Source organism: Kitasatospora sp. NPDC094019, from assembly GCF_044764505.1.
Classification (GTDB): Bacteria; Actinomycetota; Actinomycetes; order Streptomycetales; family Streptomycetaceae; genus Kitasatospora.
This window is the reverse complement of record NZ_JBIWIF010000010.1, coordinates 119,797-132,385: the sequence shown is the minus strand read 5'-3', so window position 1 is coordinate 132,385 and position 12,589 is coordinate 119,797. Positions and strand designations below refer to the sequence as shown.

Here is a 12,589-nt window from a genome sequence, read left to right as displayed (position 1 = left end):
TGGTAGGTGACCGACGCCGTAGCAGCCATCCCAGAAGAAGCAGCCCCGGTCCCGCTCCTCGAACCGAAGGAGGGGATCCCTCCGGTCGTGGCGGACGAGCAGGCGCTGGCCGACACCGTCGCCGCCTTCGCGGCGGGATCCGGACCGGTCGCCGTCGACGCCGAGCGAGCCTCCGGCTACCGCTACGGCCAGCGGGCGTACCTCATCCAGCTCCGCCGCGCGGGCGCCGGGACCGCGCTGATCGACCCGATCGCCTGCCCCGACCTCAGCGGGCTGGGCGCGGCCCTCGCGGACACGGAATGGGTGGTGCACGCCGCCACCCAGGACCTGCCCTGCCTGGCCGAGGTCGGCATGAGACCCCGGCGACTGTTCGACACCGAGCTGGCCGGCCGGATCGCCGGCTTCGCCCGGGTCGGCCTCGGACCGATGACCGAGAACGTGCTCGGCCTCAGCCTGGCCAAGGAGCACTCCGCGGTGGACTGGTCCACCCGCCCGCTGCCCGAGCCGTGGCTGCGCTACGCCGCTCTGGACGTCGAGGTGCTGGTCGAGCTGCGCGACGCACTCGAACAGGAGCTGGACGCCCAGGGCAAGCTCGACTGGGCGCTGGAGGAGTTCGCGGCGATCGCCGCCGCCCCCCGCCCGGCCCCGCGGACCGACCCGTGGCGCCGCACCTCGCAGCTGCACAAGGTCCGCCGGCGCCGCCAGCTGGCCGTGGTGCGCGAGCTCTGGCTCGCCCGCGACCGGGCCGCGCAGGAGCGGGACGTCTCCCCGGGCCGGGTGCTGTCGGACGCCGCGATCGTCAACGCCGCGATCGCCATGCCGCTGAACATCGCCGCGCTGCAGGGCGTCCAGGGCTTCGGACCCCGGGTGCACCGGCGCCAGCTGGAGCAGTGGCTGGCCGCCGTCCAGCGCGGGCGGGAGGTGCCGGAGAACCAGCTGCCGCCGGCCGCCGCCCCGCACGACGGCCCGCCGCCGCCGCGCGCCTGGGCCGAGAAGGACCCGGTGGCTGCCGCCCGGCTGAGCGGGGCGCGCGCCGCGGTCGGTGAGCTGGCCGAGCGGCACAACCTGCCGGCCGAGAACCTGATCACCCCGGACCTGGTCCGCCGGGTGTCGTGGGAGCCGCCGGCGGACGCCTCGACCGCGAACGTGGCGGCCGCGCTGCGGCGGCTCGGGGCCCGGCAGTGGCAGGTGGACCTGGTCGCCCCGGCCCTGGTCGCCGCCTTCGCCGGCGCGGCCGAGGTCGCGGCCGCCACCAAGGCCGGTACGGCCGCGCAGCAGGGCTGAGCGGGAAGAGCCGAGGAGGAGGGGATGTCGCCCGGAGCGGGCGGCATCCCCTCCGTCGTACCCGGCACCACAACCACCCCGAGCCGACCACGCCTCGACCCCGGCCGACTCCGAACCCGCCCCGAGCCGAAGGGGCGCGCCGGTGCCGAAAGGGTGGGGGCACCTCCCGGCCGGAGGCTGGGGGAGCGAGGGAGCGACGGTGGGGGCACCTCCCGGCCGGAGGCTGGGGGCGAGCGAGGGAGCGCCGACCGTCGGCACCGGACAAAAGCGCCCCGGAGGCGAGCGGGCGAAAATGCAGAGTGGGCGACAACACATCGGGTGTTGCGGCTTCCGGGCCTGGGCAGGTTGGTTACCGACGGGTAGCATGGCCGTGGGCGGCGCCGCCCACGTCCATTCGTGCGACGGCTCGCGGCAGCCTGCCCACCTGAACCGTTGGTCCCTGGGAGGAGAGCCCCCGTGCCTCGTACCGCGAGGGACGTCGTCTTCGTCGATGGCGTCCGCACCCCGTTCGGCAAGGCAGGCCCGAAGGGCATCTACCACGAGACCCGTGCCGACGACCTCGTCGTCAAGTGCATCCGGGAGCTCGTGCGTCGTAACCCGAACCTGCCCGTCGAGCGCATCGACGAGGTCGCGATCGCGGCCACCACGCAGATCGGTGACCAGGGTCTGACGATCGGCCGCACCGCAGCACTGCTGTCGGGCCTGCCGAAGTCCGTCCCCGGCTACGCGATCGACCGCATGTGCGCCGGCGCGCTGACCGCCGTGACCACCACCGCCGGTGGCATCGCCTTCGGCGCCTACGACGTGGTCGTGGCCGGCGGCGTCGAGCACATGGGCCGCCACCCGATGGGCGAGGGCGTCGACCCGAACCCGCGCTTCGTCTCCGAGAAGCTCGTCGACGAGTCCGCCCTCTTCATGGGGATGACCGCGGAGAACCTGCACGACCGGTTCCCGCACATCACCAAGGAGCGCTGCGACGCCTACGCCGTGCGCTCGCAGGAGAAGGCCGCCAAGGCGTACGCCAACGGCGACATCCAGCCCGACCTGGTGCCGATCTCGATCCGCAACACCAACCCCGAGGTCGGCGAGACCGGCTGGGGCCTGGCCACCGCGGACGAGCCGATGCGCCCGGGCACCACGATGGAGAGCCTGGCCGGTCTCAAGACCCCGTTCCGTCCGCACGGCAACATCACCGCGGGCAACTCGGCCGGTCTGAACGACGGCGCCACCGCCTCGCTGCTGGCCGCCGAGGACGTCGCCGAGGAGCTCGGCCTCCCGGTCCGGATGCGCCTGGTCTCCTACGCCTACGTCGGCGTCGAGCCCGAGGTCATGGGCATCGGCCCGGTGCCGGCCACCGAGAAGGCGCTGGCCAAGGCCGGTCTGACCATCGAGGACATCGGCGCCTTCGAGGTCAACGAAGCCTTCGCCGTGCAGGTCCTGGCGTTCCTGGACCACTACGGCATCGCCGACGACGACGAGCGCGTCAACCCGTTCGGCGGCGCGATCGCCTTCGGCCACCCGCTGGCCTCCTCCGGCGTGCGCCTGATGAACCAGCTCGCCCGCCGCTTCGAGCAGCGTCCGGACGTCCGCTACGGCCTCACCACGATGTGCATCGGCTTCGGCATGGGTGCCACCGTCGTCTGGGAGAACCCCCACTTCGAGGGTGGTAAGTGATCATGAGCACCACGACCGAGCTGCTGACCCGCGGCGCCGAGCTCTTCCCCGGCGAGGTCGTCACGACCGCGCACGTCCGCCACCTGGACCTGCCGCTGCAGGCGGGCCGGCTGGCCCTGATCACCCTGGACAACGGCTTCGACCACACCAAGCCGACCACCTTCGGCCCGGGCTCGCTGCTCAAGCTGAACGAGGCGCTGGACCAGGTCGAGGCGGAGGCCGCCGCCGGTACCGTCGTCGGTGCCGCGATCACCGGCAAGCCGTTCATCTTCGCGGTCGGCGCCGACCTCAAGGGCGTCGAGCTGCTCAAGGAGCACGCGGACGCGCTCGCCATCGGCAAGGGCGGCCACGAGGTCTTCAAGCGGATCGCCGCGCTGCCCGTCCCGACCTTCGCCTTCTACAACGGCGCGGCCATGGGCGGCGGCGTCGAGGTCGGCCTGCACTGCGACTACCGCACGGTCTCGGCCGGCGTCCCGGCGTTCTCGCTGCCCGAGGTCTTCCTCGGCCTCGTCCCCGGCTGGGGCGGCTGCAGCATCCTGCCGAACCTGATCGGCCCGGCCAAGGCCGTCAAGGTGATCATCGAGAACTCGATGGCGCAGAACAAGCAGCTCAAGGGCAAGGACGTGTTCGAGCTGGGGATCGCCGACGCGATCTTCGAGCCGGCCGACTTCCTGGAGCAGTCGCTGCTCTGGGCCGCCAAGGTCCTCACGGGCGACGTGACCGTCGAGCGCGAGGAGATCGACCGCGGCAAGAGCTGGGACGACGCCGTCGCCTGGGGCCGGCTGGTCGCCGACGCCAAGGTGCACGGGGCGGCCCCGGCCGCGTACCGCGCGCTGGACATCATCGCCCAGGTCAAGACCGCGACACTCGACAGCGCGGACCTCCAGGCCGGCTTCGACGCCGAGGACGCGGCCCTGGCCGACCTCATCATGGGCGGCGAGCTGCGCAGCGGCATCTACGCCTTCAACCTGGTGCAGCGCCGGGCCAAGCGCCCGGTCGGCGCGCCGGACAAGTCGCTGGCCCGCCCGGTCTCCAAGGTCGGCGTCGTCGGCGCCGGTCTGATGGCCTCGCAGCTGGCGCTGCTGTTCGCCCGCCGTCTGGAGGTGCCGGTGGTCCTCACCGACATCGACCAGGAGCGCGTGGACAAGGGCGTCGGCTACGTCCACGCCGAGATCGACAAGCTGCTCGACAAGGGCCGCATCGGCAAGGACAAGGCCAACCGCCTCAAGGGCCTGGTCTCCGGCTCGCTCGACAAGGCCGCCGCCTTCGGTGACGCGGACTTCGTGATCGAGGCCGTGTTCGAGGAGATGGGCGTCAAGCAGACCGTCTTCGCGGACCTGGAGGACGTGGTCTCGCCGACCTGTGTGCTGGCGACCAACACCTCCTCGCTCTCGGTCACCGAGATGGCCTCGAAGCTGAAGCACCCCGAGCGGGTCGTCGGCTTCCACTTCTTCAACCCGGTCGCGATCCTGCCGCTGCTGGAGATCGTCCGCGGCGAGCAGACCGACGACGCCTCGCTGGCCACCGCCTTCGGCGTCTCGAAGAAGCTGAAGAAGACCGCGGTGCTCTGCAAGGACGCCCCGGCGTTCGTGGTGAACCGGATCCTGACCCGCTTCATGGGCGAGATCCAGGGCATCATCGACGAGGGCACCCCGATCGCCACCGTCGAGAAGGGCGTCGAGCCGCTCGGCCTGCCGATGTCCCCGATCGTGCTGCTGGAGCTGGTCGGCCCGGCCATCGCCCTGCACGTCTCGGAGACCCTGCACGGCGCGTTCCCGGAGCGGTTCACCGTCTCCGAGAACCTCGGCCGGGTGGTCAAGGCCGGCAAGCGCGGCTTCTACACCTGGGTGGACGGCAAGCAGGTCCTCGACCCCGAGGTGCTGGAGCTGCTGACCTTCGGCGACACCGTGCTGACCGAGGAGCAGGTGCTGGGCCGCGCCCTGGACGCCGTCGCCCAGGAGATCGGTCTGATGCTGGAGGAGGGTGTCGTCGCCGAGGCGCAGGACATCGACCTCTGCATGATCACCGGTGCCGGCTGGCCCTTCCACCTGGGCGGGATCACCCCGTACCTGGACCGTGAGGGCATCTCGGAGCGGGTGAACGGCAAGCGCTTCCTCGCCCCGGGCCTGGCCTCCGTGCCCGCCTGAGGATGACGTGGAGGGCCCCGGTGACCTTGACGGTCACCGGGGCCCTCTGTCGTTCCGCCACGCCCCGGGGAGAGCCCGGGAGGCGGCGCGGTGCCGTCAGCGCTTGAGGCGGTAGACGACGGTGTCGGCGAAGACGCCGACCATCTCGTAGTGGGTGTCCAGCAGGTTCTCGATCTTCGGGATCATGCCCGGCTGGTACGGCGCGAGGCCGGAGTCGTCGACGACCACCTCGGGCAGGCCCTTGGCGATCTCCTGGTCGAAGGTCTGCCAGGCGTTGGCCATCGAGAACTGCTCGCCGACGTTGGGGCTGCCGTCCTTGCCGCCGCTGTAGTTGGTCAGGAAGCCGGCCGTCAGGTACCGGGTGGCGGGCTTGCGGTCGGCGAGCCAGTACAGCTCCGGGTGCATGCCCCAGACCAGCACGGTGTCCTTGGACGTGGTCTGCGCGGCGACGGCGGTGGCGACCTCGGTGGTGCGGTCCAGCCGCTCCCCCGGCCAGGCCAGCGCCAGGCCCCAGAAGACGGTGGCGGCGGCCGTGGTGTACACCAGCACCGGTTTCCAGCGGACCGCCGAGGTGGCGACCGCGCCGGTGCCCAGCAGCACCAGCGGGGGCATCAGCTGGAGGTAGTAGTGGCCGAAGAAGTGGAAGCCGACGCTGACCGCGACGACCGAGGAGAGCAGCCACATCCACAGGTCGGCGGTGGAGCCGTGCTCCTCCCCGGCGACCGGCAACGGCCGGTGCCGGTGCTTCAGCCACAGTCTTCGGCCGACCGGCAGCAGGAAACCGAGCCCGGCGCCGACCAGGATCGCCGAGTTGCCCAGCGCCCGGCCGACCATCTGCAGCCAGGCGCCGCCGGAGGTGGCGTAGTCGCCGCTGCCGGTGACCACCCAGAACAGGAAGCCCTTGGGTTTGGTCAGGATCACCGCGACCAGCGCTATCGGCAGGGTGAAGCCGAAGCCGATCTTGAACAGGGCCGGGATCCAGCGGACGCCGCGCTGCCGGGCGTCCTGGAAGAGCATCCAGAGGACCGGCAGCAGCACCGCGCCGCCGGTCTGCTTGGTCAGCGAGCAGAGCGCCACCGCGATGCCGGCGGCCAGCCAGCGGCGACGCTCGGCGTAGCGGAAGGCGGCCACCATCGCGGGCAGCATGAAGACCTCGAAGGTCGCCGCCTGGGTGTCCTCCGGGGAGAGCCCGATCGAGACCAGCAGGTAGAGCAGTCCGGCGCCCACGCCGGCCCGGTTGCCCCAGCGGCCGCGGGCGATCGAGGCCAGCAGGATCGCGGTGACCAGGTGGGCGGCCACCGCGAGGGTGCGCAGCGGCCAGAGCGAGGCGGAGCCGAAGACCGTGAAGCACGCCTGGTAGAGCCAGGGGAGCAGCGGGGGCTTGCGGTCCACCACGGTGTCGTAGAGCACGCCGCCGTCGGCGAGCATCCGGGCCTGGGTGGCCAGGAAGCCCTCGTCGGGGCTCCAGACCGGGCGGACGAAGGACGGCAGGTGGGTGAGCAGGGCGACCAGGGCCAGCAGCGGCACGAGCCGCGTCCAGTAGCCGGTCCTCACCCGCTCCCAGCCGTCGGCCGGGGGTACCCCCAAGGGCAGGCGCTCGGTGAGCGCGCTCAAGCGGGATCGGATGGGGGTCGGCACGGATGACAACCTACCGGGCGGAATCGGCACGGGCAGCGCCGGTCCCGCCTTTGGTGCGATTATCGGCCTCACTGTTGCAGAGCTGTCGCAGAGCCGGGCCGCACCGCCGCCGTCCGGGGGGCTCCCCCGGACGGCGGTAGGCCCGCGGCGGTGCCGCCGCGGGCGAGCGGTCAGGCTTCGACGGTGGCGACGTCCAGGCGCGAGACCAGGGCGGTCACCTGCCGGGCGATGTCCGGGGCGGTCAGGCCGATCTCGGCGAGGATCTCCGGGCGCGAGGCGTGGTCCAGGAACGCCTGCGGGATGCCGAAGTCACGCAGCGGCAGGTCCACGTCCGCGTCCCGCAGCGCCTGGGCGATCGCGGCGCCGACACCGCCGACCCGGCCGTTGTCCTCGACCGTGACGACCACCCGGTGCTCGGCCGCCAGGCCGGGCAGCGCCGGGTCGACCGGCTTGACCCAGCGCGGGTCCACCACGGTGGAGCTGATGCCCTGGGCGGCCAGCAGGTCGGCCACCTCCAGGCACATCGGGGCGAGCGCGCCGACCGAGACGATCAGCACATCGGCCCGGCGGCCGTCCTCGGCCTCACCGAGGGAGTCGGGCACGGCGGCGCGCAGGACGTCCATGCCGCCGATCGTGGCGACCGCCGGGATGACCTCGCCGACCGAGCCCTTGGAGTAGCGGACCACCGTGGGGGCGTCCTCGACCTCGACCGCCTCACGCAGCTGGGCGCGGACCTGGTCGGCGTCGCGCGGAGCGGCGAGCCGCAGACCGGGGACGACCTGGAGGATCGACATGTCCCACATGCCGTTGTGCGAGGCGCCGTCGGTGCCGGTGACGCCGGAGCGGTCCAGCACGAAGGTGACGCCCAGCTTGTGCAGGGCGACGTCCATCAGCACCTGGTCGAAGGCCCGGTTGAGGAAGGTCGCGTAGACCGCGAAGACCGGGTGCAGTCCGCCGGTGGCCAGGCCGGCCGCGCTGGTGACGGCGTGCTGCTCGGCGATGCCCACGTCGAAGATCCGGTCCGGGAACGCCTCCGCGAACGGGGCCAGGCCCACCGGGTGGAGCATCGCGGCGGTGATGCCGACGATGTCCTCGCGCTCGTGGCCGAGCGCCACCATCTCCTCGGCGAAGACCGAGGTCCAGTCCTTGCCGGAGCTCTTGATCGGCAGACCGGTCTCCGGGTGGATGACGCCGACCGCGTGGAAGCGGTCCTCGTCGTTGTTCTCGGCGGCGTGGTAGCCGCGGCCCTTCTCGGTGAGGCAGTGCACGATCACCGGGCCGCCGAAGCCGCGCGCCTTGGTGAGCGCGGACTCCAGGGCGGTGAGGTCGTGGCCGTCGATCGGGCCGATGTACTTGAGGCCGAGGTCCTCGAACATGCCCTGCGGGGCGATGAAGTCCTTCAGGCCCTTCTTGGCGCCGTGCAGGGTCTCGAACAGCTGCTGGCCGACCACCGGGGTGCGCTGCAGCGCGTCCTTGCCCCAGGAGAGGAACCGCTCGTAGCCCTGGGTCGTGCGCAGGGTGGCGAGGTGGTTGGCGAGGCCGCCGATGGTCGGGGAGTAGGAGCGCTCGTTGTCGTTGACGACGATGACGACCGGACGGTCCGTGGCGTCGGCGATGTTGTTGAGCGCCTCCCAGGCCATGCCGCCGGTGAGCGCGCCGTCGCCGATCACGGCGACCACCGGGTCGTGCTTGCCCAGCAGCTGGTTGGCCTTGGCCAGGCCGTCGGCGTAGGAGAGCACGGTGGAGGCGTGCGAGTTCTCGATCACGTCGTGCTCGGACTCGGCGCGCGAGGGGTAGCCGGACAGGCCGCCCTTGGTCCGCAGCCCCGAGAAGTCCTGGCGGCCGGTGAGCAGCTTGTGGACGTAGCTCTGGTGGCCGGTGTCGAAGAGGATGCGGTCGCGCGGGGAGTCGAACACCTTGTGCAGCGCGATGGTGAGCTCCACCACGCCGAGGTTCGGGCCCAGGTGGCCGCCCGTCTTGGAGACCTCGGTCACCAGGAAGGTCCGGATCTCCTGGGCCAGTGCGGCCAGCTGTCCGGGCGTGAGCCGGTCGAGATCGCGCGGTCCCCGAATGCGGGTCAGCAGGGCCACCCGTTCCTCCTCGTTCGTGTTCGCGGACCGGAGGTCCGACGGGCGTCGCTGCCCGGTGTCGACCGGTCGAGTCTAATGTCCGCCCACCGGACGCCGGGCGGGGCGTCCGGTCTCGACGGCCGGTACGCGCCAACCACCTCGGCGGTCACTCTTTCGGGTGAACGTGGAAAACCGGCGTGTCGTTGCACCCGGGCCGGGGCGGCCCCGGGGCTCAGGGACGGGCGACGGCGAGCGCGCTGGAGTCCCCCGCCTCGCTCATGACGAGCGCGAGCGCGCCCAGGACCTCGGCCCGGCCGCCCAGGGTACCGGGGACCACCGACAGCTGGCGGGCGGCGCTGGGAATCGCGTAGCGGGCCACCGAGTCGCGGATCGGCGCGAGCACCAGCTCACCGGCGTCCGCGAGGTCGCCGCCGAGGATCACCCGGCGCGGGTTGAGCAGGTTGCAGAGGGTGGCCACGCCGGTGCCGATCTGCCGGCCCGCGTCGGCGATCACCCGGCGGCAGCCGAGGTCGCCCTGGTGGGCCAGCTCGACCACCCGGGGCAGGCTGAGCTCGGCGCCGAGGGTCGGGGTGAGCAGGTTCAGCAGGTAGCGGGAGCCGACGAAGGTCTCCAGGCAGCCCCGGTTGCCGCAGCGGCAGACCGGACCGGCCTCGTCCAGGGTGATGTGGCCGATCTCGCCCGCGGTGCCGCCCGGGCCCCGGTAGATCTGCCCGTTGACCACCAGGCCCGCGCCGACGCCGCTGGCCACCTTGATGTAGGCGAGGTCGCTCAGGCCGCGGCCGGCGCCCCAGACCAGCTCGCCGAGGGCGCCGAGGTTGGCGTCGTTGTCGACGTGCACCGGCATGCCGAGGCGTTCGGCCAGCTCGCGGCCGGGGGCGATGCCGGTCCAGCCGGGCAGGATCGCGGTGGAGCCCAGCGCCCCGGTCTCCACGTCGATCGGGCCCGGTACGCCCAGGCCCACGCCGATCACCTTGTCCGCTCGGAAGCCGGCCTCCGCGAGCAGCCGCTCGACCAGGGCCTCGGCCCGGTCGAAGCCCTGCGCGGCCGAGACGTCGACGTCCATCGGCGCGCTCTCCTCGGCGAGGATCCGGTGGGCGAGGTTGCCGACCGCGACCCGCAGATGGGTGTGGCCGAAATCGATCCCCACCACGATGCCGGCGTCACCGCTGAGCGAGACGCTGCGGGCGCGCCGTCCGCCGGAGGAGGTGTCGGCCACCACGACGGTGCCGCTCTCCTTCAGTTCTCGCACGATGTTGGACACCGTGGCCGCCGAGAGTCCGGTCCCGCGGGCGATCTCGGCCTGGGTCAGCGAGCCGGCCATCCGTACCGCGCGGAGCACCCGCTCCAGGTTGGCCCGGTGCAGTGAGGACTGCGAGCCCGGCGTGTCCGTCGACATGATCCACCCTCCCAAGGGGGCCGGGGACCCCTCCGCCGGGTGTCCCCTTTCAACTCCTGAAGCCTAGGGCCTGTGTCGGGGTGAAGGCACGGGGGAGAGTAGGAGCGGAGGTGGTGAGGGCGGGGGGTCCGCCGGGGGTGCGACGGGGGCGGGCGGAGGGTGGCGGACCGGCCCCGGCCCAGGTCGGCGGGGCGGGCTGCGGGCTGACAGCGCCGCAGGTCGACGCGGGGTCGGCCGGGACCCGAGGTTCCGACGCCGGTCCGAAAACCGGTCCCCCGTACGATGGTGCCCAATCTCACCCGTCCCGGAGGCCGCACACGCGCGCCGCGCCCGGGGCGATTCCAGACATGACGGGGCATCAGATGGCAGGGGATCACCCTACACCGGGGGCTGGCGAAGCTCCCGGTAGCGGTCCGGACAACCGGGGCGTCTCACTCGGACGACCGGCGGGCGGCGTCGACCCGGCGGCCGTGGCCGACCAGCAGACACAGCTCGACGGGGCCGCGGTCCCCGGCCAGGCCGCACCGCCGGCCCCGGCCGCACCGCCCGCGCCGCCGGCCGGGGCGCCGGGGGCCGGGGCGTACGCCTACGCGGCCACCGCCCCCGCCTTCCCCGCGCAGGGCCCGGCGGGCGCCCCGCCGCAGGCCCCGCCGATGGGCCCGTACGACCCCTCCCCCGGCCAGCCGCAGTTCGGCGCCCCGGCCGCGGGCCAGCAGTACGGCTACACCGCCCCGCCCGCCGACGGCGGCGCGGCCGGCTACGGCTACCCGCAGCAGGGCGGCGGCTACGGCTACCCGGGCGCCCCGGCGCCGGTCGCCCCGCCGAAGCGCAACCCGGTGATGGTCTGGGGCGGCATCATCGGCGGTGTGCTGGCGATCGCCATCGTCGCCGCGCTGATCGTGCTGTTCACCGACGACACCAAGAAGAAGACCGACGAGCCGAGCGCGTCCGGCGGCACCACCGGCCAGGTCACCGGCGGACCCACCGGGGACGCCACCGGCGGGACGGTCACCGCGCCGGCCACCGGCGGCGCGACCGGGGGCGGCACCGGCGGCGGGGGCGGCGGCAAGGCCGGCGCCTACAACCCGGCCTGGGCGGCCGACAAGCCGGCCAGCTCGGTCAGCGGCTCGACCCGGATGCTCGCCATCTGGGGCGCCGAGAAGGTCGCGGTGCGCGCCGACACCACCGGCATCCGCGCCGTCAACACCTCGGACGGCAAGGAGGCGTGGAACATCCCGGTGCCCTCCGGCGCCAAGGAGTTCTGCTCCGCCTCGTACAGCGCCAATTCCAAGCACATCGCCGCGATCGCGCTGAACACCGGTGACAGCGACTGTTCCACCATCGCCGCGGTCGACCTCACCACGGGCAAGCTGAGCTGGACCGTCAAGGTCGGGCAGGCCCGGATGTCCTCCCCCACCCTGACCGTCACCGACAAGGTGGTCGGCATCGGCGCCAACACGGCCGCCGCCGTCAACATCGCCGACGGCTCGGCCGCCTGGTCGTTCCAGCCGCGCGAGAAGGACTGCAGCGTCTACGGCACCGTCGCCGGCGCCCAGATCGTGGTCACCGACCGCTGCTACGGCCTCAACACCACCGTCAAGTCGCAGCTGGTCGTCGTCGAGACGGACACCGGCAAGGTCGCCTCGCCCGCGCCGATCACGCTCGGCGGCACCATCGAGCGGGTCGACAAGGTGCTCTCCGAGCAGCCGCTAGTGGTCTCGATGTCCAGCGGCCCCAACGGCGACTACGTGCTGCCGTTCGACAAGACCAACAAGCCGGGCAACCAGATGCCGGTCAAGGAGCCCGGCTACGACAGCCTGCGGCTCAGCGGCCTGGGCGACGCCATCACCCAGAGCGTGGTCAGCGGCACCACCCTGTACGTGCAGACCAACCCGACCAAGCCCGCGGTCAACGCCTACGACCTCAACACGGGCAAGCGGATCTGGTCGACCGACGGCAAGGCCAAGGACGGCCTGCGGCTGGTCTCCGGCACGGACAAGGAGGGCAAGGTCCGGGTCGTCATGGACATGGGCTACGGCACCGACGCCAAGCTGGCGTCGCTCGCCCCCGCCGACGGCGCCGTGACCGAGCTCGGCACCATCGCGCTCGGCAAGGACTCCTCGTCCTTCAGCATCAGCCTGAGCAGCAACGAGTTCGTGCTGAACTCGGACGGCGCGCTGTACGGGTTCTCCCGCAGCAGCATCGACCCGCCGGTGTTCAAGTTCGTCAAGAAGTAACGGCAAGCAGCCGCACCCCCGGGCGGGGGGGGGGGGGGGGGGCCCCCCCCCCCCCCCCCCCCCCCCCCCGGCCCCCCCCGGGGGGCCGCGGGCCCCCCCCCCCCGCGCGGGGGGGGGGCCCGG

7 protein-coding genes are annotated in these 12,589 nt (G+C 72.9%); 4 read left to right on the top strand and 3 right to left on the bottom strand.

Annotated elements, in window-relative coordinates; genetic code table 11:
* Nucleotides 1–6: 6 nt before the first annotated feature.
* The 3 genes from ACIQ9P_RS23145 to ACIQ9P_RS23135 all read left to right on the top strand — a co-directional run bounded on the left by ACIQ9P_RS23145 (nt 7) and on the right by ACIQ9P_RS23135 (nt 5,105).
* Nucleotides 7–1,284 carry a ribonuclease D gene (locus tag ACIQ9P_RS23145; RefSeq protein ID WP_402359186.1) on the top strand — a complete coding sequence of 426 codons (1,278 nt, stop codon included), beginning with the start codon at nt 7–9 and terminating at the stop codon, nt 1,282–1,284.
* Nucleotides 1,285–1,740: 456 nt separating this feature from the next.
* A complete protein-coding gene (locus ACIQ9P_RS23140; protein ID WP_402359183.1) occupies nt 1,741–2,958 on the top strand; it encodes a thiolase family protein in 1,218 nt (405 codons plus the stop codon).
* A 2-nt stretch (nt 2,959–2,960) separates the two neighbouring features.
* Entirely contained in the window at nt 2,961–5,105 is a 2,145-nt protein-coding gene (locus ACIQ9P_RS23135) for a 3-hydroxyacyl-CoA dehydrogenase NAD-binding domain-containing protein (protein WP_402359180.1), read from the top strand.
* Between the two features lie 96 nt (nt 5,106–5,201).
* On the opposite strand, the gene ACIQ9P_RS23130 is transcribed toward ACIQ9P_RS23135, so the two are convergent.
* From ACIQ9P_RS23130 to ACIQ9P_RS23120, 3 genes are all read right to left on the bottom strand, one after another.
* Nucleotides 5,202–6,719, bottom strand: coding sequence for an ArnT family glycosyltransferase (locus ACIQ9P_RS23130; protein WP_402359177.1), 1,518 nt, complete (start codon nt 6,717–6,719; stop codon nt 5,202–5,204).
* 194 nt (nt 6,720–6,913) lie between these two features.
* On the bottom strand, nt 6,914–8,833 hold the full coding sequence (gene dxs, locus ACIQ9P_RS23125) for a 1-deoxy-D-xylulose-5-phosphate synthase (RefSeq protein WP_402359174.1): 1,920 nt from the start codon (nt 8,831–8,833) through the stop codon (nt 6,914–6,916).
* A gap of 211 nt (nt 8,834–9,044) precedes the next feature.
* Nucleotides 9,045–10,229 (bottom strand): ROK family protein, encoded by a 1,185-nt coding sequence (locus tag ACIQ9P_RS23120; RefSeq protein ID WP_402359171.1) that lies wholly within the window; start codon nt 10,227–10,229, stop codon nt 9,045–9,047.
* A 470-nt stretch (nt 10,230–10,699) separates the two neighbouring features.
* Here ACIQ9P_RS23120 and ACIQ9P_RS23115 point away from each other — a divergent pair, with 470 nt between their 5' ends.
* Nucleotides 10,700–12,466, top strand: coding sequence for a PQQ-binding-like beta-propeller repeat protein (locus tag ACIQ9P_RS23115; protein ID WP_402359168.1), 1,767 nt, complete (start codon nt 10,700–10,702; stop codon nt 12,464–12,466).
* Nucleotides 12,467–12,589 lie beyond the last annotated feature (123 nt).

Coding starts and splice junctions, on each gene's coding strand:
- ACIQ9P_RS23120 (WP_402359171.1), bottom strand. CDS start 10,229: ATGTCGACGGACACGCCGGGCTCGCAGTCCTCACTGCACCGGGCCAAC.
- ACIQ9P_RS23135 (WP_402359180.1), top strand. CDS start 2,961: ATGAGCACCACGACCGAGCTGCTGACCCGCGGCGCCGAGCTCTTCCCC.